The sequence below is a fragment of the Neobittarella massiliensis (ex Bilen et al. 2018) genome (assembly GCF_900289145.1).
GTDB lineage: Bacteria > Bacillota > Clostridia > Oscillospirales > Ruminococcaceae > Neobittarella > Neobittarella massiliensis.
In genome coordinates, this window is record NZ_OKQO01000004.1 from 37532 (window position 1) to 60793 (window position 23262).

Consider the following 23262-nt stretch of genomic DNA (forward strand, 5'->3'; position numbering starts at 1 on the left):
AAGCACTGAGACCGCAAGAAATGCGTTGCCGCGTAAGCGGCGGGAGGGGCTTGGCCCCGAGAGCATATCTTGCGCTTTTCGCACTGCCTGGCGGGGATATGAGACAGACCAGACGAAATAAGTCTTATCTGACCGGTTGTGCGAAAAGATTACATGGCCAGCCCGCCGTCCACCACCAGCACCTGTCCGGTGATGTAGTCGGCAGCAGGGGAGGCCAGAAAAGCCACCACCCCTGCAATATCTTCTACTGTGCCAAAGCGCCGCAGCGAAATGCCCTGCTTGGCGGCCTCTACTACCTTTTCAGGCAGGGCCTGGGTCATGGCAGTGTCAATAAAACCGGGGGCCACGGCGTTGGCGGTGATCCCGCGGCTGCCCAGCTCTTTCGAGATGGTCTTGGTCAGGCCGATGAGCCCGGCTTTAGAGGAAGCGTAGTTGGCCTGTCCGGCGTTGCCGTACACCCCAGCTACCGACGAGATGTTGATGATCTTGCCGCTGCGCTGGCGGGTCATGCCTCTGGCACACAGCTTGCTCATATAAAAGGCGCTGTTAAGGTTGACATTCAGCACCTGCTGGAACTGTTCGGGTTTCATACGCAGCATCAGCCCGTCTTTGGTGATACCGGCGTTGTTTACCAGCACATCTACATTGCCCCGGTCGGCGGTGATCTTCTCCACCGCCGCCTCACAGGCGGCATAGTCCGACACATCCCATGCCAACGCGTACACGTCGGCACCAGCCGCCTGGCAGGCGGCGATAGACTGCTGCGAAATCTCCTGCGCCAGCTCGTCGTCATTTAAGCAGTTGATGACCAGGTCAAAACCGTCCTGGGCCAGTTTCAAGGCAATGGCCGCGCCGATACCGCGGGTACCGCCGGTGACCAGTGCCAGTGGCTTTTTGTTCTCGTTTGCCATATTCTACACACTCCGTAGGGTAGGGGCTGCCGGCCAACGGCCGGTGCAGCCGCGATGTATCAAAAATATATCTATATCATGGTGACCGGCCGCAGCAGGTCGCCCATTTAAAACTGCAGGATAGTGGCCCCCACTGTTAAGCCGCCGCCAAAACCGACGGCCAGCACCTTGTCGCCGGGGCGTATGCGGCCCTGTTCTACCTCCTCGCAGATGCACAGCGGTATACTGGCACTGGAGGTGTTGCCGTAGCGGTCGAGATCGATGGCGATACGGCTGGGGTCGAGCCCATAGCGGCGGGAAAAGCTGTCGATGATGCGCAGGTTGGCCTGATGTGGCACCAGCCGGTCGATATCGTCGATGGTGAGTTCTGCCTGTGCCAGCACCCGGTCGATGGCCTTGGGAATGTTCGATACGGCAAAGCGAAACACCTCGCGCCCGTTCATCGACAAAAAGCTGTCCACCGGGGCGCTGTCGCCGTGCATATTGTTGCCCCGCAGTGCCGGTGCCAACAGTACGTCGCCTTTATCCCCCTGACACTGGCAGTTCGAGATCGGGTAACTGCAGCTGTCGTCGCTGGACAGCACCAGCGCCGCCGCGCCGTCCCCAAACAGCACGCAGGTCGAGCGATCGCGGTAATCGGTAATGCCCGAGAGCCGCTCGGTACACACGATCAAAACATTTTTTGCCTTGCCGGCGCGCACAAAGCTGTCGGCAATGTCCACCGCGAACACAAATCCGGTACAGGCGGCGTTCACATCAAAAGCCACCGCGTTTTTGCATCCCAGCAGGCCCTGGATCATACAGCTCACCGACGGGGTAAAGTTGTCCGGGGTCACGGTGGTGACCACGATCAGGTCGATATCTTCCGGTGCCAGCTCGGCCCGCTGTAGTGCCTGTGCGGCGGCCTGATGGCCCATCTGGGCGGTGCCCATCTCGGCCGAGATGCGGCGCTCTTTAATGCCGGTGCGCTCGGTGATCCACTCGTCGCTGGTCTCCACCATCTGTTCTAGGTCGGCATTGGTCAAAACAGTCTCGGGCAAATAGCTGCCGCAGGACAACACTCTCATTCCCATAAATCCTATATCTCCTTTTATCCCAACTGGGCGGTAGGTCGTAAAAGGCGCCGCAAAACGGTGGCGGCACTACCTCTTATTTTAGCACAAACCGGCGGTAGGGACCTCCCTTTTTTGAAAGTTTTTGCCGAACCGGACCCGGCTCTATACAGCCGCGGTGATTTTGACAAAATGTGCGCCGACCGCGCGGGAGCAACAGCTACCGGCAATTAGTTTGATTGACAAACTAATTGTTTTTTATTATAATAAATCACAGTATATTTGTCAAACGAGCGGCGCCTGTGGGCGGCCGGCAGCGGTGGGGAGACCCGCATCGGCACCGGCCCGGCAGCGCCCGTTTTGCAGGAGGACAGTATGTCGATTTCGCTGTTGTTCCCGGGTCAGGGGGCCCAGTACCCCGGTATGGGAAAAGATCTGTACGAGCAATTTTCACTGGCCAAAGAGGTGTACACGATGGCCGGCGACATCACCGGCAAAGACGTGTGCGGCATGAGTTTTACCGGTACCGCCGAGCAGCTGGCCCAGACCGAGAATGCGCAGCTGTGTATCTTTACCCACTCCATGGCGATCGCCACGGTGCTGCGGGCGGGCGGGGCCGAGGTCGAGGCCGCCGCCGGCTTTTCGCTGGGCGAGTGCTCAGCTCTGTGCGCGGCGGGCGCCTTTTCACTGGAGCAGGGCTTTCAGCTGGTGGCGCTGCGCGGCCAGCTCATGGGCCAGGCGGCTGCAGATAACGGCGGCACTATGGCTGCGGTGATGGGTCTGGCCCCCGATCAGATCGAGGCCTGCTGTGCCGAGAGCGACGGGTATGTAGAGGCGGTCAACTACAATTCTCCCGCACAGACCGTCATCGCCGGCGACCCCGCCGCCGTGCAGGCGGCCGGCGAGCGGTGCCTGGCCGCCGGCGCCAGCCGGGTGGTCCCGCTGGCAGTCAGCGGCGCCTTTCACACCAGGTACATGCAACCGGCAGGCGAGGCCTTGACAGCCCGGCTGGCAGGCATGGCCTTTTCATCGCTGCAGCTGCCGGTCTACACCAACCTGACCGGCCGCCCGCTGGAGTCTGGATGCGACCTGGCCGCCCACCTGGGCCGGCAGATGTGCTCACCCGTGCGCTGGGTAGATACGGTGCGCAACATGGTCGCCGACGGCCATCTGAAAGCTGCTGAGTGCGGGCCGGGCAAGGTGCTCACCGGCAACGGCCGCCGCATCAGCCGCGAGATGAAGGTGCACAATCTACAGACCGCCGACGATGTGAAAAAGATACTCGACAGTTTTTAAAACCGCCCCTGCCGGTAGAGGAGGTGACGGGCGTTGGATGAAAAAGACCAGATCAACCTTTTTTTGACCGATATATTCAGCAGCATCCTCACACTGGAGGAAGAGTTCATCGCCACCGTCAACCGCGACCACACCCCGGGCATTTCGGTGACCGAGGCCCACATCATCGAAAAGGTGGGCCTCGATCAGTCCCAGCGCATGGGCGATCTCGCCGCCGGGCTGGGGGTCACCATGCCCACCATGACCATCGCCATCGAGCGCCTGTGCCGCAAAGGGCTCGTCCAGCGCCGGCGCAGCGAGCAGGACCGGCGGGTGGTCAACATCAGTCTCACCGACCCCGGCCGCCAGATCTTTTTGCTGCACCAGATCTTTCACGAAAAGCTGGTAGAGAACCTGACGGCCGCCCTCAGCGACGCCGAGATCGCCCAACTGCAGAGCTTTTTGGGCCGTATCAACCACTTTTTTACCGACCTGGTGGGTAAAGGGATCCTGGCTCAGCAGGTACTGGAAGATCTGGAATAGAAAAAGTCTCCCCGAAACATCTTTTCGGGGAGACTTTTTTGTTGCACGTTATAGATGTACGTCTTTGGGGGAGAGCCTTTTTAGAGCAGGCGGGCCATGTCAAACAGCGCGCTTTTATCCTCGCCGGAAAGCGTTCGGCTCTCGCGATACACGGCGTATGTAAAGGCGACTGGAGTTGCCACATCCATATCAGACGTTTCAGCCACTGCATCCTGGGCCGATGCGGATTTTCCCGACAGTCTGCCTGTTGTCATACCAAAGTAGTCTTAAATTTTTGACAGCTTGTCGGCAGAGAGACGCTTGAGCCGCCCGACCCTGTAGTTGGATAGGGCCGACGGGGAGATACCGGTTTCCCTACAGAGGGCGGTCACATTTATCCCCAATATACATGTGTAATAGCAAAAAATATCTCTGGCCCCACCGCTGCACCCCAACTGCCGGTGTGCGAAGAATCGTTGAGGGTACGGTTGACTGGTACAGCTACAATAAATGGGGTCAATGGAACAAGCTGGTGGTCAAAAAACCATGAGAGGTGAGAAGTTGCCTTCATATATAAAGCAGATAGAAACGGACATCTACCCGCTGCATCGGGGCGAATTTGATACGGGTCAGGCATGAACTACATGCGGGGTTGGCGGGGCACATACCGCATGCAGGCCGCATCGTGTTTTCAAATGACGGGTTGGTTTTCGTCCGCTATGGTCATTATAAGACCTTTTTCGTAATCGTATATAGGAATACAGATGGGCGCATACGATATATACACGCGACACGCGCCATACGCGCAATGCTTTCAGGAGGATCAGAGAAGACCAGCCGATCTTAGACTCTACCGGCTGCCGTACCTTGGGGGCAGTCTACAGTCTTTAAAAAGGAAAATTCAGATTGCCGTCGTATTAACGGCGAAATCTGGAATGCCCCCTGAGGCTGCCTTAACGGACTGTTTTAGAATAAGGAGTCGCTAAAAGACCCGCTTACCGTCGAGATCTACAGGCGCTTTTCTATGAAAGAGGCGCTGCCAACAGCATGTGCGGCCATGCTGGAGGTGCTCGGTGATGTGCCCAGAGACGCTCCTCCCCACGTCGTCTTTCAGCTCATATCCCAGATGCGCAATATGCGTCGAAAAATGCAGTATATATTTGTGAGAGATCCGCTGTTTACAGCGGATCTCTTGTTTCTCCAGCCCCGATCGCCGTGTACTTCGCCGCACTGGATCTGAGATGCTTATGCGCTGCTTGACGGTGATAGGAACTGTATCGGCCAACAGATCCTGTCTGGAGCACCTCTTGTAGGGAGATACATAGAGCAAATTGACTAGGAACAGAAAGAACTGTTATGCATTTCGCGGATAGGAGCACCATCGGGGGTGTGCTATACTGTATATAATTGGATGAATTGATACAATTAGACTGAAATCAGCCAGTAAAAAAGGAGTGGACCAAAGCATGTTGTACAGGGAACTGGGAAAGACCGGCTTTCATGTAAGTGCCATCGGCCTGGGCGGAGAGCACCTGTGCACCCGCGACCAGAAGACGATCGATGCGGTCATCGGCCGCATGGTGGAGGCGGGGGTCAATATTGTCGACCTGTTTATGCCCGAAGAGGACTACCGCGACAAGATGGGTAAAGGGTTGGCCCCTTACCGGAAAAAGATGTTTTTGCAGGGCCATATCGGCTCGGTGCTGCAAAACGGGCAGAGCTCCCGCTCGCGCGATATAAAGACGGCTGAGTACTATGTGCGCGACTTTTTAAAGCGCTATCACACCGACTATATCGACCTGGGCATGGTCTTTTTTATCGATACCGAAAAAGACTATCAAGAGGTTTTCGAGACCGGCTTTATCGACTACTGTCTCAAGCTGAAAAAAGAAGGCGTGGTGCGCAAGTTGGGCTTTAGCTCCCATATGGCCAGCACCGCCTACCGCGCGCTGCAGCACGGGGTGTTTGACAGCATGATGTTCGCCATCAACCCCGCTTACGACATGATCCCCACCGGCACGCCGCTCAATGAAATGATCGGCGGGGCCATTGCCGGCCAGCTCGACCCCGAGCGCCGCAAATTGTACGAGTACTGTGAGGCCAACGGCATCGGTATCACGGTGATGAAGAGTCTGGGCGCCGGCAAGCTGATGGACCCGGCCCAGACGCCGTTCTCGGTGCCGCTGAGCGTCACGCAGTGTATCCACTATGCGCTGTCAAAACCCGCCGTAGCCAGCGCGCTGGTGGGCGTGCAGACAGTGCCAGAGCTGGAGGAGGCGCTGCGCTATCTGGATGCCAGCGAGGAGGAGCGCGACTTCTCGGTCATCGCCGGCGACCTGAAAGAGAGCTTCCGCGGCAACTGCATGTACTGCAACCACTGCCTGCCTTGCCCCAAAAATATCGATGTGGCCTCGGTGCACAAGTACCTCGATCTGGCCACTGTCAGCGGCGGGCAGGTGCCCCCCAGCGTCCGCGAACACTATAACGCCCTGGAGCATACCGGCAGCGACTGCATCGCCTGTGGCTCCTGCGAACGGGCCTGCCCCTTTGCGGTGCCGGTCATCGCCAACATGAAGCGGGCGGCCGAGGTGTTTGGCCGCTAGATGCGCGATGCACGACTACGTATTTGATAAGACCAAGCGCCGATACTGCTACCTGCGCGAGCGCGGCCGCTGCTTTTACTGCGGCAAGCGGCTGAACATGAAAAATGCCACCCTCGACCACTACCTGCCCAAAACAGCCGGCGGGCCTGACAGCGTTTACGACCTGGTGCTGTGCTGCCGGTCCTGCAACCGGCAAAAGGGGGATGCCGTGCCCGAGGACTGGCAGCAGCACGTGATAGATAGCTTTTGCCGCGCGGTGGCCGACGGCGCCTTGCCGCTGCCTCCGGGCAGCCGTGAAAAGGTGCTGCAGGCCGTGGCGCAGGGGGTACAGCGGGTCACTTTAGAGGGGGAACTGGTGCGCTTTGACGGCGCGCAGTTCTCGCTCTACGCCGACAGCCACCGGCTGGTGCGCGCGGTGTATAGGCCGGGCTTTTCACAAGCTCAGTAGCCGTGTCTACAGAGGGCAGGAGGTATTAGACCGTGATCAAAAAGCGCGCGCTGCCCCATCCCGGCAGCTGTCGCCGGCGGTTTTCGTGTGCGCTCGACTGGATGAAGTGGCATGCGCCGCCGGTCAGGTGAGCGACGTCCGCCAATACGAAATGAGAGAGGAAACGACTATGATCTTTACTAAAATGGGCAAAGCAGGTACCGAGGAGACCGCCCGTATCGCCATACAGACCGCCAAGGAGCGGGGCATCCGGCATATCGTCATCGCCAGCTCTACCGGCTATACCGCCCAGTACTTTAAAAACTGCGGGGTGCAGGTGACGGTCGTCACGCTGGCCTACGGCTCGCGCAAGCCCGGGCAAAATGTGATGGATGAGACGGTGCGCCAGCAGCTAAAAGACGACGGCTTTGCCGTGTGCACGGCGGCTCACGCGCTCTCGGCCGGTGAGCGCAGCATCTCCACCGATGCCGGCGGTATGTACCCGCTCGAGCTTATCGCCCACACGCTGTATATGCTCTCGCAGGGGGCCAAGGTCTGCGTCGAGTGTGCAGCTATGGCACTAGATGGCGGCTACATCCCTTACGGGGAGGATATCGTCGCCGTGGGCGGCACCGGCCACGGGGCCGACACAGCAGTGGTGCTGCGGCCGGGATACTCCAAGACCATCTTAAAGAGCAGCATCAAAGATGTGCTGTGCCTGCCCGATAAATCGGTGCTCAAAGAAGAGGCCTGAGGGCCGGTCACGACCGGCCTTTTCAAACTGCCGCGGCGGCGGGCCGCGGCGCGACCGACAGGAGAGATACCTATGGCAAACTATTTAGAGCAAAAGCTGGTGAAAGTTCCGCGTGCCAGCTACATTTACCGGGTGGTACACCGGGTGATGGAGGGCGACTGCCAATGTGAGCACGGCCCTATACCGGTGACGGTGGGCCCCTTACAGGCCGATGTGTACCCGGTGACCAACCACATGTACTGGCTCTTTATGCAGGAGAGCGGGTACCGCCCTGCCGACGACACCAACTTTTTAAAGCACTGGGTAGACGGCAAGTACTTAGAGGGGGACGCCGATAAGCCGGTCACCAATATCGACCAGAACGATGCCCGCGCCTACGCCGCCCATTACGGCAAGCGCCTGCCCAAAGATTTCGAGTGGCAGTACCTGGCCGCCGGCCCCGACGCGCTCAAGTGGCCGTGGGGCGATAAACTCGACCTCTCTAAAGGGAATTTCTACACCGACGCGCTCAGCCGGGTCGACGCCTATCCACAGGGGGTGTCGCCGGTGGGCTGTATGGATATGTGCGGCAACAGCTGGGAGATGGTCGAGGACACCCACGATGACGGCTGTCACTTCTTTACTCTGTTGCGGGGCGGCTGCTACTACCGCGCCCACCACTACTGGCACGCCGAAGGCGGCCCCCAACCCAACGACGCACATCTGAAGATGCACCTGCTGGCCCCGGGTATGGACCGCAACGCCACGGTGGGTTTTCGCTGCGTCAAAGACTGTGACGGGGAGGAGCTGTGACCATGATCACCCACAACCGAGAAAAACAGACCTTTATCCTGGAAAATAACAGTGTCCGGGCGGTGCTCTGCTACCAAAACGGGCTCAGAATGCAGGAGTTTTCCAACCTGCACAGCGGCCGGGTGTCAAACACCGACCGCGAACTGCTCACCTTTACCTTTATGGGCGGGCAGTACACCTCGGCCGATCTGTCGGTCTGCGGCGCCTATGCCGCCCAAGACAATACCCGCGAGATGGCCACGGTGCTGCTGGAGAACCGCGACCTGCAGCTGTCTATGCGGCTGCACCTGATCAGCGACAAAAAAGATACGGTCACCGTGCTCTTACAGGTAAAAGATCTCTACCGTGAAAAAGTCCCCTACGAGCTGTTTATCCACAGCCCATTTTTGGCCGCGATGCAGATGACCGGTGCCGGCGACAAGTACTATTACCCGGCCGGTGCCGTGCAGAACCGGGAGGGCAAGCAGCTGCTGAAATTGGCTAAAGAGAGTTTCATGAACTCGGATATCAAGCCCCCGCTGGTGGTCACCGATGCCGAGGACCAGTACGGCTTCAGCGTGCGCTTTCCGTCGCTGGCCGATCTGTCTGATGACGGGGCGGTACAAAACCGCAACATGAGTCTTTCTACCATCGCCAGCGCTGAGGAACTGCATGAGCACAGTCTGCCCATCAACCCCGATGCCACCTATGCCGACACCATCGAGTTAGAGATCACCGGCCTCACGGATGGATGGCCGGAGGCATTTCGCCGCTACCGCGCCCAGTGGGAGGCCCCGTACGATTTCAGAGAGTACGACAAGCCCGACCTCAAGTGGTTCAGCGAAAAGTTTTTACACAACTTTACTTTCCTCTACGGCACCGAGGGCTTTGACCCGGTAAAAAAGAAGATCGATGTGGAAAAACTGTTGGCCGAGGGGGATGAATTCGGCGGTTTCGACACCGTCACCGTGTGGAACCAGTACCCCCGCCTGGGTATCGACCGCCGCAGCCAGTGGCAGTTCTTCGACGATTTTCCCGGCGGGCGCCCGGCCATCCGCCAGGCGGTGGAAGAGTTTCACCGGCACGGCGTGCAGGTGTTTATGCCCTATATCCCCTGGGATGCTGGCAGCCACGAGTCTACCGACAGCTTGGGCGACGAGTTTGCCAAGCTGTTGGCCGATACCGACGCCGACGGCTACCAGCTGGATACGCTCAGCGCGATCCCCGAGTCGTTCCGTGAAAAATGTAATGCGGTGCGCCCGGGTCTGGTGATGACCACCCAGTCTCACCCCACCAAAAAACGCCCCATGGAGATCATCACCACCTCTTGGGACGAGTTCTGGGCCACCCGGCCCATGCCGCAGGTAGATATCCTGCGCTATCTGCTGCCGCGGCACATTGCACCGGTCATCTCCCGCTGGTACCGCAAAGAGGATAAAGACCTGCTCATCCAGTACTCCCAGTTCTCGGCGGTGCCCATGGTCATCTGGCAGGATATCTTTGGCCGCTGGATGCCGTTTTGCGCCGAGCAGCGCCAGACCATCAAGGGCTGGAAAGCGGTGTACATGGCCCATCGGCTCACCTATCAGTGCGCCGATCCCATACCGTTTTGGCCCACCAGAGCCGACGACGTATACTGTAACCGCTTTGCCGCTGATGACGGCAGCGAGACCATTTACAGCTTCTATAACGATACCGACAGCGACTATACCGGTCCGCTGTGCCGGGCAGACGGTGCCAGCTGCGAGATCATTTTGGGCAGCGGTGAGGCCGATATACAAAACGGCCTGCTCAGCGGCAGGTTGCCGGCCAGGACCGTGGTCCACGTTCGGGTACAGTAGGGCGTTTACCGGTGCGCAGGGTACAGTGTCTTATGCGCCGGTGCTGGAAAACGAAATATCTGCAAATGGGGAGAGCCTCACCGCCCGATCTGGGCAGTGGGGCTCTCTTTATGTGTATCGGGGCAATGTGTGGTCGCGAAGATGACGGACCTGCACCCGCTGTCGCCGTAGCCCCGAAAGCGGGCGCAGTGTTGCTGTCGCTTATGATATTTAACACCAGCCACCAGCCACTAAGCCGCATATCATCGCGCGGTGCGCCGTGCCGGCGGTAGTCCAAATAGCTGTCCGGCCGGCGCCGGGCACTTCCTTTTACAGTTTATCGGCCCGCCGGTCACCAGCCTTTTTTACCTCACGACCGCCGACCCGCGCCGGTTTTGGCCGGCACAGTACGCCTGTGGCTACCTCTATGCAGATCTCGCCACCGGTCAAGGCGCTGTCCGTCCGCCTGGTGTCTCGTCGCCGCACCCCGAAAATCTGCTTAAAAAGTGACGCGACAGCACAGCACAACATGCAAATTGCCCCTAACAAAAGGAACCTCTGGCACAGGTATACAGTTTTTTTGTACAAACTTCTCCCACCGATTTATGGCCAAAATGCTTGGTTTAGGTGTAATATAGAGACGTAACATGTACAGATTATATATTTTCTGAGTGGACCGGCAGCACTGTTGCCGGTCTGTTCAGGGGTGAGGGGCGTTTTGCCCTATAAATTAGGAGGTGCACTTGTTTGTCAAAAAAATTTATGGCGTCGGGTTATGTCATCATCGACGACATCGAGTATGCCGACGGTAAGACCATCAAAAACCGCCTGGGCGGCGGGGCAGTTTTTGCCATGTCGGGCATGAAGCTGTGGACTGACGATGTGCTGTCGGTCAACTATGTGGGCGAGGATTTCGTCGACTATTTCGGCGGCTGGTTTGGCAAAAACAACATCCCGTTAGAGGGAAACCGTGTGCGGGCCAAGTACACGATACACTACCGGCTGGTATACGCCGAAAACGGCACCTATGTGTGCGTCCCCACCAAAGAGAACCCCGAGGCCTACACCGAAAAACTGCGCGCGCTCATGGACCCGGATATGGAGCTGCTGCAGCCCTATCTGGCCGACTGTGCCGGCCTGGATGTGCTGTTTAGCGCCGATGAGCACCTGTTTCGCGAGATGGACCTGTACCGCCAGCGCTACGGCTTCAAGGTGATGTGGGAGTACTCTGACTTCCGCGCCGCCAGCTACAACAAGATCGAGACGCTGTTTCGCTGCCTGCGCTATGTAGATATGTTCTCTATCAACGGCTTCGAGAGCCAGGAACTGTTTGGCATCAGCGACGAGATGCAGCTGGTCAGTTTCTTCAAAAAATTCCCCGTGCCGGTATTCTTCCGGGTGGGTGAGAAGGGGAGCTACTACATACAGGACGGTAAAGCGCTGTTTTTCCCCATCATCCGCGCCGAGGGAAAAGCCGATCCCACCGGTTGTGGCAACACCAGCACCTCGGCGGTGCTGTGGGCTTACGCCAGCGGTCACAGCATGAAAGATATCGGCCTTATCGGCACCATCACCGCCACCATCAACGCCCAGCACATGGGCCTCATCGGCGACTATACCCCACAGCTGCGCCAGCAGGCGCACGATATGCTCGACCGGTACAGCGCCAGCTACGAGGAAGTCTATATTTAAATAGAGTGGAGTCCGGCGCCTCTCTCCGGCGGCGCCGTCACAATATTATCAAGTGGAGGGAATCTCATGGACAAAATGCAGTTCGACAACGCAATGGCCCGACAGGCCCGCCTGGCACCCGGCTTTGTGCGGACCATCGTCGAGAGCATGGGCTACGACAAGCTCAATAATGCCTTGCCCCTGACCGAGATCTGGGACGCACAGCAGATCGTCATCACCGGCTGCGGCGACAGCTGGCTGGCCGGTATCGCCGCGCGGCCGCTGTTCGAATCGGTCAGCGGGGTGAAAAATGTGCAGGTGATGCGCAATATCGAGTTTAACCGCTACATGGACAAAGGCCAGCTGGGGTTCTCGCCCAACACGCCGCTGGTCATCGGCATCTCCATCTCCGGCACGGTCAGCCGGGTAGTTGAAGCGATGGAGCGCGCCCAGCACTACGGCGCCAACAGCCTGCTCATCACCGACGACCCCGACAGCCCGGCAGCCAAGGCAGCCCGCCACGTGTTGCTGTTGGATATGCCCAAGCCCGGCGAGTACGGCCCCGGCCTGCTCTCTTACTGCGCCTCGGTCTCGGCCCTCATGTGCCTGGCCCTGCGCATCGGCAGAGCCAGAGGCTTCATCACCGACGGCGAGCACAAAAAAATGGTGCAGGCCATCGTGGACTACGCCGCCTCCTACGCGCCGCTCATCGAGGAGATGGACCAGCGCTGCTTTGAGCTGGCCGGCACCTGGAAAGACCTGCGCTGTGTCGACTTTGTCGGCGACTATGCCGACTATGCCACCGCCTTCTTCGGCTCGGCCAAGATCCTCGAGACCTACGGCGGCTACACCACCTACGACGACTCGGAGGACTGGTGCCACATCAACTACTTCCTGCGCGATCCCGATACCATCGGCCGGGTGTTCATCACCAATTCCGACACCCCCAGCTTTAACCGCGTAAAAGAGACGCTGGTGGCGGTCGATCAGCTGGGCAGCCCCTGTATCGTGGTCACCGACGCCGACAAGTCGGAGTTTGCCGACCGGTTCGAGGTGTTCACCACCCCCAAGGCCCCCTACTCCTGGCTGTCGCCGCTGATGCAGCACCTGCCTTACGACTTTATCTCTGGCTACAGCGCCGAGCTGCTGGGTGTCGAGAACTTCCGCCGCGACAACCCTATCTATGTCGAGCAGGGCGGCACCCGCATCCGGCAGAGCAAGATCACCATCGTGTAAGGAGGTAGTGAAGTTATGCTGTATAAAAAGACTTTAGAGACCAGCTGCAGGTTCGATGTAGTGGTCATTTCCGATTTCGTCAAAGAGGCAGTGGCCCAGTCGGGCGTGCAGGAAGGTATCTGCGTGGTGCAGATCCCCCATTCCACCGCCGGTATCTGCTCCACCACCGGTTACCCCGACGTGCGCGCCGACCTGCAGGAAGAGCTGGAGCGGCTGGTGCCGTCCCGCATCGACTTCTGCCACCACGAGAGCCCATACGACGCAGCCGGCCACATCAAGACCGCCCTGTTCGGCTCTACCCTGAGCCTGATCATCTCCGGCGGCGAGCTCGTCGCCGGCCGCAGCGAAGATATTTTGCTGCTGGAATTTGACGGACCGCGCACCCGCAACGTTATCGTGCGGGTCATGAGAGACGACGGCTGACACAGCGAGGAGGTATAGATATATGGACCCCAAAAGCATGAATAACGAGCTGCTGCGCCAGGTGCGCACCGCAGTAGAAACAGTGGATTCGCTCAATGCCACGATGCCCTACGAGCACTTTGCCCGCTGTGTGCCCAAAGAGGATATTTTAAAGACCCGCAAGGTGATCCTCACCGGCTGCGGCGACAGCTACTGCGCCGGCATCGCCGCCCGCCCGGTGTACGAAAACCCCGGTATCAACAACGTGGGCGCCGTCAAGGCCGAGGCCTGGCGCAACATCGAGTTCACCCGCTATTACGACACCTACCGCCGCTGGTGGATCGGTGAGGGAAACGACATCCCGCTGGTGCTGGGCGTCTCCATCTCCGGCAAGGTGCGCCGGGTCATCGAGGCCATGGCCAGGACCAACCACTACGGCGGTGTGTCGGTGGCCTTTACCGATAACCCCGAGAGCGATTTTGCCAAAGAGGCACAGCATGTGGTGAGCCTGGGCGTGCCCGAAAACCACCCGGCCCCCTGCGTGACCAGCTATTTTGGCAGCACCTTCGGCCTGATGGCATTTGGCCTCTATCACGGCGTGGCCCGCGGTAAAATGACCGAGGAACAGGAGAGAGAGGCCCGTCAGGCGCTGGTGGATTACGCCCACGCCTACACGCCCGCCGTGATGGAGGACCTCGAAAACAAGATGCTGGCCATCACCCAGAAATGGATCGATGCCGGCGTGGACAATATGGACTTTATCGGTGACGGCGCCGACTATGCCACCGCTTTCTACGGCTCGGCCAAAATGGTCGAGAGCTTTGGCGGTCTCACCACCAACGACGACTCCGAGGACTGGAACCACATCAACTACTTTATGAAAAACCCCGAGAAGGTGGGCACCTTTGTGGTGGCCAACACCACCTGCCCCAGCTTTGACCGCCTGCTCGAGACCATCCACACCTGCACCGTCATCGGCCGCCCCACCGTGGTCATCACCGACGGCGACGCCAGCCTGTTCCCCGACGGGGTCGATGTCATCACCCTACCCAAGCCCAAATACCCCTGGGCCAATCCGCTCATGCAGCACATCCCCATGGATTACGTGGCTGCATTCTGGGGCCTGATCAAGGGCATCCCCGACTTCCGTCCCGATTCGCCGGTCCACCAGCTGGATGAGGGAGCGAAGCGCTTCCGCGAGTCGGCTGTCGTCATCATTTAAGGGAGGGCCAAGAAACATGCTGGAGATCATCAAAATAAATACCGAATTTCAGGGCGTACACGATATCACCAAAGAGGTAAACGACGTGGTGGCCAAAAGCGGCATCAAAGACGGCATCTGTGTCATCTCCTGCCCGCACACCACTTCGGGCATCATCATCACCTCTTTTTGGGATAAGCGCGGCCACACCGATATGCAAAAAGAACTGGGCCGCATGGTACCGGCCAGGGCCAACTACCTGCACCAGTTCGACACGCCGTTCGACGCCGCCGGCCATATCAAGAGCAGCCTGATGGGCTGTTCGGTCAGCTGCATCGTCAAAGACGGCAAAGCGACCCACGGCTCGTCGCAGGGCATCTTCTTTATCGAGTTCGACGGCCCCCGCTCCCGCGAGTACTGGGTAAAAGTCATCGAGGGCTAAGCACCTCCCTCAAGTCCCCGTTAAGGGCTTATACTCCCACATAAAAAAGCAGCTGGGCAGCACTTGCGTGCCCGGCTGCTTTTTTACACCAGGGCTGCCGCCGGTAAAGCGGCCGCTTTGCGCCGACCTCTATTTTGTGGTACAATGTCCACGGCCGGGCGGCAGGCAGTCAAGGCTGTGCCCGGGCCTATCATTTGGCAGAGGAGAAACACCCCATGAGGATGCGTAGAAAAGAGTGGGCCCACCGCGAGTTGGCTGTGTGCCCCTACTATATAAAAGAACCCACCCAGTACCGGGGCCGCTGGGCCGAACAATTTGTGCGCCGCCAGCCGCTGCACCTCGAGCTGGGCTGCGGCAAAGGCGGCTTTATCTCGCAGCTGGCCAGCGCCAACGCACAGACCAACTACCTGGCTATCGATATCAAGACCGAGGTCATGGGCGAGGCACGGCGCAAGTGTCAGGCCGCATACGAGGCGGTCGGCCGACCGATAGACAATCTCAAGATCATGCCTCAGGAGATACAGGTCATCGAGAAGCTGCTGGCGCCGGAAGATACCGTGGAGCGCATCTACATCAATTTCCCCAATCCTTGGCCCCGCGGCAAACATAAAAAGCGGCGGCTCACCCATACCCGGCAGTTGGTCAAGTACCGGCAGTTTTTGGCCCCGGGGGCCGAGATCCGCTTTAAGACCGATGACGACGAGCTGTTCGAGGAGTCGCAGCTGTACTTTAAAACAGCCGGGTTCGTGATCACTTATCTCACCCGCGACCTGCACCACAGCGATTATACCGAGAACATCGTCACCGAGCACGAGCAGATGTTTGCCCAGCAGGGTATCCCCATCAAATTTTGTATCGCCAAAACACCGCTTTGGTGAGTGTGGTTCCGGTAGGCAGATCATAAATACATAGAAAAAGGCCCAGATATCTGGCATACAGCAGATATCTGGGCCTTTTTGTACCTTTTATGTTGTCCCTGTGGCCGGCAACACCGAGAGCATTCCGGCCACAGCAGCACACTTCTATAAAATGCTTTCGCCGTTGGTGGCGCACATATGCGGCAAAAACCATATCCCGGACCCGGCGGCAGCGGTATGTAAAGACCGGTGGAGTGAGCTGGGTACCAGTCAGTGCATCAGCAGCTGCAGCAGTCCCAACTTGTGCCGGTAGGGGGGATAGCGAAACGGGATATCCAGCCAGCAGCCCTTTTGCACCACAGCTTTATAGTGGCTAAAGGTGTCAAAGCCGGCCCTGCCGTGATACTGGCCCATGCCGCTGGCCCCCACTCCGCCAAAGGGCAATAAAGGGCTGGTCAGGTGGATGATGGTGTCGTTTACACAGCCGCCGCCAAACGGGCACGCAGCCAGCACCCGGCGGCGTACATCGCGGTGGCGGGTAAACAGGTACAGCGCCAGCGGCTTGGGGTAACGCCTGGTAAAGCTAATGGCATCATCCAGTGTGTCGAATACCTGCACCGGCAGGATCGGGCCAAATATCTCGTCCTCCATGGTGGGGGACGATTCGGTGGCCCGCACCAGCGTGGGGGCGATCTTCAAAGCTGCCCGGTCGCAGTCACCGCCCAGCAGTACCTCTTCTTTTAACAGGTAACCGGCCAGCCGGTCAAAATGGCGGGCGTTGACCACGCGCGCCAGATCTGGGCTGTGCAGCGGATCAGACCCGTAAAAGCGCTCGATAGCTCGCGCGACCTCATGCAGCAGTCGGGGCAGGACCTGGCGCTGCACCAGCAGGTAATCGGGGGCCACACAGGTCTGCCCTGCGTTTATAAACTTGCCCCACACGATGCGCCGTGCCGCCAGCGGGATGTCTGCCGACTTCTCCACGATGCAGGGCGATTTGCCCCCCAGCTCCAGCGTCACCGGGGTCAGGTGCCGGCTGGCTTTCTCCATTACCAGCTTGCCCACCCGGGTACTGCCGGTAAAAAAGATGTGGTCAAAAGGCAGGTCTAAAAGTGCCTGGGTCTCCTCCACACCGCCGCATACCACCTGCACCCAGCCGGCGGGTAGGCAGTCTGCCAGCAGTTTTTTTAGAGCGCGGGCGGTGTGTGGCGCATACTCAGAGGGCTTGACCACGGCACAGTTGCCGGCGGCAATGGCCGCCACCAGCGGCTGCAGCGCCAGCAGCAGCGGGTAGTTCCAGGGGGCGATGATCAGCACCGTGCCCAGCGGTTCAGGCGTCACGCAGCTCTTAGAGGGGTAGTGCAGAAGCGGCATGGGCTGTGGCTGCGGTGCCGCCCACTGCCGCATGTTTTTTACGGTGTGCCCAATATCCTGCAGCAGCAGGCCCAACTCGGTCTCGTAGCTCTCAAAGGGGCTCTTGCCCAGATCCAGTTGCAGTGCGCCCAACAGCCCCTTTTTGTGCTTTTGCAGGGCAGCGTATAAATGGCCCAGGGCCCGACGGCGCTCCGAGAGGCGGCGGGTGGTGCCGGTATCGTAAAAGTTGTGTGCAGCGGTGAGAATTTCGGTGTGCATGGCGGACCTCCCCAACAGTGTTCCTTTACAGGCATTGTACCACGTTTGCCCCAAACAGCCTAACGAAAAACAGCGAAAGGCGGGCCTGTACCGGTAAAAAATACGCCTGTTTACAGGATAACTGTCTATAATTCACAATTTCGTTACAAACTGGCTGTTGCAAATTACTATAGAGACGCGTATAATAAGGTGCATTAATAATTTATAAGGTTAACTATTTGTGTGAGACAGCGGCAGTAAAAAGATCCGCTTTGCCGCCGCCAGTGACGTCCAAAAAATGCTGTGCAGGGCTATTGTCTGTGCGGCAGACCAATTTTTTCAGGGGGGGTATTATGGACAGGGACCAGGAGCAGGCGCGCCGCTTTTTAGAGTGGGGCTGTTCACTGGGAGCCAGGCGCCTGCGCAGATCGCCAACCGGCGGCCTGTTTCACGGCGAGATGGCAGTGATGATGCACCTGTATAACGCCGATCAGCAGGGCATACAGGGGGTCACTCCGTCACAGCTGGCCAAAAAACTAGAAGTCAGCCGGGCCTCGGTGACGACTACCCTCAACGGGCTGGAGGCCAAAGGCTTTTTACAGCGCACCGTCAGCCCCAGCGACCGCCGCCGGGCAGTGATCACCGTCACCGATCAGGGCCGTCAAATGATCGCCGGGCGCGTCCAGCACGCGCTCGACAGCTTGGCCTATGTGGCCAAACAGATGGGGGAGCAGCAGTTCGACGAGATGCTGCGCCTGTGTCAGTTGGCCGTTGGCTACATGCGCGACTACCACCAATTACAGCACGAAACAGATAAGGGGGAGTAGAAAACGTGTTAAAACTCAAAAAATACGTCAAGTACTACCTGTGGCAGATCGCAGCGGTATTTATACTGCTGTACTTTCAGGCCCAGGCGGATCTGGCACTGCCAGACTACATGTCCGATATCATCAATAACGGTATTGCCGTAGGCGACCTCGATTACATCCTGCCCGCCGGCCTCAAGATGTTGGGAGTGGCCCTCATCGGCACGGTGTGCACCGTGGCGGTGGGCTTTTTGGCCGCCCGCATCGCCGCCGGTATCTCGATGCGTCTGCGCGACGATGTGTTCGAAAAGGTCGAGAGCTTTTCTCTGACCGAGTTCGATCACTTCGGCGCCTCTTCGCTCATCACCCGCACCACCAACGACATCCAACAGGTGCAGATGGTGGTGGTGATGATGCTCCGCTTTGTATTCTACGCCCCCATCGTTGGGGTGGGCGGCGTCATCCGCGCGGTGGGCAAAAGCGGCTCGATGTCCTGGCTCATCGCCGTGGCGGTGGTCATGATATTGACCCTCATCATCGTGCTGTTTGCGCTGGCAATGCCCAAATTCAAAATGGTCCAGAAGCTGGTAGACCGCCTCAACCGGGTCACCCGCGAGTCGCTGGTGGGCATGCTGGTCATCCGCGCTTTCGGCAACGAGGCCCACGAGGAACAGCGCTTTGACGACGCCAACAACGATCTCACCAAGACCAACCTCTTTGTAAACCGCATGATCACCCTGATGATGCCGGCCATGATGTTGGTGATGAACCTGCTGACGGTGGCCATCGTGTGGGTGGGCTCTTACTTTATCGATGCCGGTACACTGCAGATCGGTGACATGATGGCCTTTATCCAGTACGCCATGCAGATCATCATGGCGTTCCTCATGGTCTCTATGGCCTTCGTCATGATCCCCCGGGCCAGTGTCTCGGCCCAGCGCGTGTTCGACGTGTTGGAGTGCGAACCGGCTATTAAAGACCCCAAAACGCCGCAGGCCCCCAAAGCCGACCAGACTGGTGTAGTGGAGTTTAAAGACGTGAGCTTTGCCTACCCCGGCGCCGACGAAAACGTCATCCACAACGTCTCTTTTACCGCCCTGCCCGGCCAGGCCACCGCCTTTATCGGCTCAACCGGCAGCGGCAAGAGCACGCTCATCAACCTCATCCCCCGCTTTTACGATGTCTCGCAGGGGCAGATATTGGTCGACGGCATCGACGTGCGGCAGATGAGTCAGCACGACCTGCACCAGAAGATCGGCCTGGTGCCGCAAAAAGGTATCCTCTTTACCGGCAGCATCGCCGACAACCTGCGCTTTGGCGACCCCGAGGCTGAGCAGGACGCCCTGGAGGAGGCCGCCCAGATCGCCCAGGCCACCGAGTTTATCGACGAGAAGCCCGAGCGCTTCGAGACCGAGGTCTCCCAGGGCGGTACCAACGTGTCCGGCGGCCAAAAACAGCGCTTGGCTATCGCCCGGGCACTGGTCAAAAAGCCCGAGATCTACATTTTTGACGACAGCTTTTCGGCCCTCGACTTTAAGACCGACGCCGCTCTGCGCCGCGCCCTAAAACCCAAGACCAAAAATTCTACCGTGCTCATCGTGGCCCAGCGCATCTCCACCATCATGCACGCCGAGCAGATCGTGGTCATGGACGACGGCGAGGTGGCCGGTATCGGCACCCATCAAGAGCTGATGGAAAACTGTGAGGTCTACCGCGAGATCGCCCAGTCCCAGCTGTCAAAGGAGGAATTAGCATGAGCGCCGCCCAGAAACGCCGCCATGGGCCCATGGGGGGCGGCGGCATAAAACCGGCCGGAGAAAAGGCCAAAAACTTTAAGGGCACCATGAGCCAGCTCATCGGCTACATGCGGCCCTACTATGCCAAGATTATTCTGGTGTTCGTCTTTGCCATCGCCAGCACGGTGTTCGTGGTCACCGGCCCTAAAATATTGGGCCGCGCTACCGACAAGATCGTCGACGGCTATGTACAGCGCACCGCCTATAACCAGTTTATGGACAATATGCCCGACGGGTTCAAAGCTCCGGCCGGTATGACGGTGGGGGACCTGATGGAGCAGATGCCCGCCGAGGCCCGCGCTCAGATCGAGGAGAAGATCCCCAAAAATAACCTGAAAAAGGTAAAGGACCTCGACCTCTCGCAAAAACCCACTATGGATTTTGACGGTCTCACCCAGATCCTCTTGTGGTTGGTCGCCCTGTACGCAGTCAGCGCCGGCTTCTCCTATATCCAGGGCTTTATCATGACTGGCGTCTCGCAGCGGGTCAGCTACAACCTGCGCCGCGATATCTCGCAAAAGATCAACCGCTTACCGCTGGCCTATTTCGACCGGGTCTCTCACGGCGAGGTGCTCAGCCGGGTGACCAACGATGTAGATACGGTGTCGCAAACACTCAACCAGTCCCTAACCCAAATGATCACCTCGGTGGCCACTGTGCTGGGTGTACTGTATATGATGCTCTCGATCTCGGTGTGGATGACACTGGTGGCGCTGGTCATTCTGCCCATCTCCATCGGCCTTATCATGCTGGTGGTGCGGGTATCGCAAAAGCACTTCCAAAATCAGCAGCGCTTTTTGGGTGAGGTCAACGGCCATATCGAGGAGATGTACTCCGGCCACAATGTCATCAAGGCCTATAATCGCGAGCAGATCGCCGTCGATCAGTTTAAGACCATCAACAAAAAGCTGCACGGTTCCGCCTGGAAGAGCCAGTTCCTCTCTGGCCTGATGATGCCCATCATGAACTTTGTGGGCAACCTGGGCTATGTGGGCATCTGCGTGCTGGGCGGCTGGATGGCTGTCAACGGGCAGATCAGCATCGGTAATATCCAGTCGTTCATCCAGTATTTGCGCCAGTTCAACCAGCCCATCGCCCAAATGGCCTCCATCGCCAACGTGCTGCAGTCCACCGCGGCCGCAGCCGAGCGGGTGTTCGAGTTCCTGGCCGAGAGTGAGGAGGAGCCCGACGGCGACAAACTGTCGGCCCCCGCACAGGTGCAGGGTTCGGTCACTTTCCAAGATGTCTCGTTTGGCTACCGCCCCGACGACCTGATCATCAAAAACTTCTCCTGCGATGTGAAACCCGGCCAGCGCATCGCCATCGTCGGCCCCACCGGTGCCGGTAAGACTACCATCGTCAAACTGCTCATGCGCTTTTACGATGTGAGTGCGGGCTCTATCCTGGTCGATGGGGTCAACATCAAAGATATGAAGCGCCACGATCTGCGCGATATGTTCGGCATGGTGTTGCAGGATACCTGGCTGTATGGCGGGTCTATCAAAGAGAATATCCGTTACGGTAAGCTGGACGCCACCGACGAAGAGGTATATGCCGCAGGCAAAGCTGCCCATGTGGAGCACTTTGTGAAAACACTGCCCGGCGGGTACGATATGGAACTCAACGAGGAAGCCAGCAACATCTCACAGGGTCAAAAGCAGCTGCTCACGATCGCCCGCGCTATGGTCTCTGATCCCAAGATCCTCATTTTAGACGAGGCCACTTCCTCGGTCGATACCCGCACCGAGGTGCGCATCCAGCGCGCCATGCACAACCTGATGAAGGGACGCACCAGCTTTATCATCGCCCACCGCCTCTCCACCATCAAGGATGCCGATCTCATCCTGGTGATGAAAGACGGCAACATCATCGAACAGGGCAACCACGACGAGCTCATCGCCCAAGGTGGTTTCTACAAGACCATGTACAACAGCCAGTTCGAGTCGGATGATGACAGCGTGGCCGCCGACTGACCGCAAATAGAATGCACCGCGGCTGCCCATATGACCGGCAAATCGTTTAAACCTTTGTGCGCCACACTTAAAAAGAGACCGGGGCCCCACGATAGGGGCGCCCCGGTCTCTTTATTTCTAAAGCCCACCTGCAGCAAACTGAGCTGCGGGTGGGCTTTTTTAGTATGCATCCATACTGGTAAACGGTCTATCACTCGGCAGGCGTTTGCTGGTCGTCGGCCTGCAAGATCTCGGCCAGGCTGTGGGCCCGCAGTTCGGCGTCAAGCACCTTCTGGATGCGGCACAGCTCGCGGTTGACCATACATTTGCGGTCTCCGGTATTGTTGATACAGTCGTAACCATTTTCCACGCACTCATTTAAAAACAAGCTGTCTGAAATAGCCGAGGCGATGTCCAGCAGTGTAGTGTGGTCGGGGTCGCACGACAGTCGGTAACCACCGCCCTGACCGCGGATCACCGTCACCAACCCTGCCCGGCTCAACTTCTTGAGTATCTTGTAGCCAAACTCGGTGGGGATGCTCTCCTGCTCGCATATCTGCTTGATGTTGAGCTTTCCGCCACCCGCCAACGCGCGTACCGCCCGAAAAGCGTAATCGATCTCTCTGGTAATAAACATAGTCGCTAAGCCCTCATCCTTTTCTCCTTGGTTATTTTTATCATATCAAAAAACAGAGTACAGGTCAATTTTTACAGGAGACACTTGTATTTGTACAGGTGACAGGTCACTGTGTACAACTATAGCTGTGTCTACGAACCCAAAACAGGAATTATTTACACAGAAGTCACACAGGATAAAGAAACTCAAATCCATAATACGTATAATATCGAAAAATAAATACAATAAGTATAATATAAAGATGGCATTAAAATGCAAAAAAATGGAGTTTCTAAACGTATGTTCTTGAGCTGGCTGGATAAATATGTTATACTGCCCCTAACATGACCAGAAAGGAAGTGCCGAACATGGCCTGTGAGACCAGCAAAAACAAAGACACCTGTCCCTGCACTGAAAAGTGCGAGAACCACGGTCACTGCTGCGCCTGCATCGCGCTGCACCGGTCCGAAGGTGTCAACGCCCCCGTGACCTGCATGCTGCAGAAGTTCGACAAGAAGTAAATATTTAACTGGGCAA

At 58.1% G+C, this 23262-nt stretch carries 23 protein-coding genes; 17 read left to right on the forward strand and 6 right to left on the reverse strand.

The annotated features are described in order from the left end of the window. Positions 1–149 precede the first annotated feature (149 nt). Positions 150–911 (reverse strand): 3-oxoacyl-[acyl-carrier-protein] reductase, encoded by a 762-nt coding sequence (fabG, locus tag C6Y32_RS06160; RefSeq protein WP_105204475.1) that lies wholly within the window; start codon positions 909–911, stop codon positions 150–152. Between the two features lie 107 nt (positions 912–1018). Further along, on the reverse strand, positions 1019–1984 hold the full coding sequence (locus C6Y32_RS06165; RefSeq protein WP_105204476.1) for a beta-ketoacyl-ACP synthase III: 966 nt from the start codon (positions 1982–1984) through the stop codon (positions 1019–1021). Between the two features lie 354 nt (positions 1985–2338). On the opposite strand from C6Y32_RS06165, the gene fabD reads away from it, so the two are divergent. Further along, complete coding sequence (gene fabD, locus C6Y32_RS06170; RefSeq protein WP_105204477.1) at positions 2339–3259, forward strand: ACP S-malonyltransferase; 921 nt, start codon at positions 2339–2341, stop codon at positions 3257–3259. Between the two features lie 33 nt (positions 3260–3292). Continuing rightward, on the forward strand, positions 3293–3781 hold the full coding sequence (locus tag C6Y32_RS06175; RefSeq protein ID WP_105204478.1) for a MarR family winged helix-turn-helix transcriptional regulator: 489 nt from the start codon (positions 3293–3295) through the stop codon (positions 3779–3781). Positions 3782–3861: 80 nt separating this feature from the next. On the opposite strand, the gene C6Y32_RS15300 is transcribed toward C6Y32_RS06175, so the two are convergent. Both C6Y32_RS15300 and C6Y32_RS15845 read right to left on the reverse strand, forming a co-directional pair. Further along, positions 3862–4035 (reverse strand): hypothetical protein, encoded by a 174-nt coding sequence (locus C6Y32_RS15300; protein ID WP_164998158.1) that lies wholly within the window; start codon positions 4033–4035, stop codon positions 3862–3864. A gap of 12 nt (positions 4036–4047) precedes the next feature. Further along, a complete protein-coding gene (locus tag C6Y32_RS15845; RefSeq protein ID WP_164998159.1) occupies positions 4048–4152 on the reverse strand; it encodes a helix-turn-helix domain-containing protein in 105 nt (34 codons plus the stop codon). Positions 4153–5226: 1074 nt separating this feature from the next. On the opposite strand from C6Y32_RS15845, the gene C6Y32_RS06190 reads away from it, so the two are divergent. From C6Y32_RS06190 to trmB, 11 genes are all read left to right on the forward strand, one after another. Next, on the forward strand, positions 5227–6363 hold the full coding sequence (locus C6Y32_RS06190) for an aldo/keto reductase (protein WP_105204481.1): 1137 nt from the start codon (positions 5227–5229) through the stop codon (positions 6361–6363). Next, the gene (locus tag C6Y32_RS06195; protein ID WP_129589402.1) at positions 6353–6811 is read left to right on the forward strand and encodes an HNH endonuclease; all 459 of its coding nucleotides are present in this window, start codon (positions 6353–6355) and stop codon (positions 6809–6811) included. The genes C6Y32_RS06190 and C6Y32_RS06195 overlap by 11 nt, the downstream gene beginning before the upstream one ends. A 169-nt stretch (positions 6812–6980) precedes the next feature. After that, positions 6981–7544, forward strand: a complete 564-nt coding sequence (locus C6Y32_RS06200) for a pyruvate kinase alpha/beta domain-containing protein (RefSeq protein WP_105204483.1) — start codon at positions 6981–6983, stop codon at positions 7542–7544. Positions 7545–7616: 72 nt separating this feature from the next. Continuing rightward, positions 7617–8336, forward strand: coding sequence for a formylglycine-generating enzyme family protein (locus tag C6Y32_RS06205; RefSeq protein WP_105204484.1), 720 nt, complete (start codon positions 7617–7619; stop codon positions 8334–8336). Then, positions 8333–10156 (forward strand): hypothetical protein, encoded by a 1824-nt coding sequence (locus C6Y32_RS06210; RefSeq protein ID WP_129589403.1) that lies wholly within the window; start codon positions 8333–8335, stop codon positions 10154–10156. Before C6Y32_RS06205 ends, C6Y32_RS06210 begins: the two co-directional genes overlap by 4 nt. Positions 10157–10882: 726 nt before the next feature. After that, on the forward strand, positions 10883–11827 hold the full coding sequence (locus C6Y32_RS06215) for a carbohydrate kinase family protein (protein WP_105204486.1): 945 nt from the start codon (positions 10883–10885) through the stop codon (positions 11825–11827). A 66-nt stretch (positions 11828–11893) separates the two neighbouring features. Beyond that, positions 11894–13042, forward strand: a complete 1149-nt coding sequence (locus C6Y32_RS06220) for an SIS domain-containing protein (RefSeq protein WP_105204487.1) — start codon at positions 11894–11896, stop codon at positions 13040–13042. Between the two features lie 15 nt (positions 13043–13057). Then, the gene (locus tag C6Y32_RS06225; protein ID WP_105204488.1) at positions 13058–13465 is read left to right on the forward strand and encodes a secondary thiamine-phosphate synthase enzyme YjbQ; all 408 of its coding nucleotides are present in this window, start codon (positions 13058–13060) and stop codon (positions 13463–13465) included. A gap of 22 nt (positions 13466–13487) precedes the next feature. Further along, entirely contained in the window at positions 13488–14666 is a 1179-nt protein-coding gene (locus C6Y32_RS06230) for an SIS domain-containing protein (RefSeq protein WP_105204489.1), read from the forward strand. Positions 14667–14682: 16 nt separating this feature from the next. Further along, positions 14683–15087, forward strand: a complete 405-nt coding sequence (locus tag C6Y32_RS06235; protein WP_105204490.1) for a secondary thiamine-phosphate synthase enzyme YjbQ — start codon at positions 14683–14685, stop codon at positions 15085–15087. 215 nt (positions 15088–15302) lie between these two features. Beyond that, the gene (gene trmB, locus C6Y32_RS06240) at positions 15303–15965 is read left to right on the forward strand and encodes a tRNA (guanosine(46)-N7)-methyltransferase TrmB (protein WP_105204491.1); all 663 of its coding nucleotides are present in this window, start codon (positions 15303–15305) and stop codon (positions 15963–15965) included. Positions 15966–16214: 249 nt separating this feature from the next. On the opposite strand, the gene C6Y32_RS06245 is transcribed toward trmB, so the two are convergent. Beyond that, positions 16215–17576, reverse strand: coding sequence for an aldehyde dehydrogenase (locus C6Y32_RS06245; protein WP_105204492.1), 1362 nt, complete (start codon positions 17574–17576; stop codon positions 16215–16217). 332 nt (positions 17577–17908) lie between these two features. Between C6Y32_RS06245 and C6Y32_RS06250 the strand changes: the two genes are divergently transcribed. Genes C6Y32_RS06250 through C6Y32_RS06260 form a run of 3 tightly spaced genes read left to right on the forward strand, consistent with a single transcriptional unit; the run spans position 17909 to position 22130 of the window. Beyond that, complete coding sequence (locus tag C6Y32_RS06250; RefSeq protein ID WP_105204493.1) at positions 17909–18382, forward strand: MarR family winged helix-turn-helix transcriptional regulator; 474 nt, start codon at positions 17909–17911, stop codon at positions 18380–18382. Positions 18383–18387: 5 nt separating this feature from the next. Beyond that, entirely contained in the window at positions 18388–20118 is a 1731-nt protein-coding gene (locus tag C6Y32_RS06255; protein ID WP_105204494.1) for an ABC transporter ATP-binding protein, read from the forward strand. Beyond that, on the forward strand, positions 20115–22130 hold the full coding sequence (locus C6Y32_RS06260; RefSeq protein ID WP_105204495.1) for an ABC transporter ATP-binding protein: 2016 nt from the start codon (positions 20115–20117) through the stop codon (positions 22128–22130). The genes C6Y32_RS06255 and C6Y32_RS06260 overlap by 4 nt, the downstream gene beginning before the upstream one ends. Positions 22131–22320: 190 nt before the next feature. Here C6Y32_RS06260 and C6Y32_RS06265 read toward each other — a convergent pair whose 3' ends face one another. After that, positions 22321–22746 carry an RrF2 family transcriptional regulator gene (locus C6Y32_RS06265; RefSeq protein ID WP_105204496.1) on the reverse strand — a complete coding sequence of 142 codons (426 nt, stop codon included), beginning with the start codon at positions 22744–22746 and terminating at the stop codon, positions 22321–22323. Between the two features lie 347 nt (positions 22747–23093). Here C6Y32_RS06265 and C6Y32_RS15310 point away from each other — a divergent pair, with 347 nt between their 5' ends. Then, positions 23094–23246, forward strand: coding sequence for a hypothetical protein (locus C6Y32_RS15310; protein WP_164998160.1), 153 nt, complete (start codon positions 23094–23096; stop codon positions 23244–23246). Positions 23247–23262: the final 16 nt, after the last annotated feature.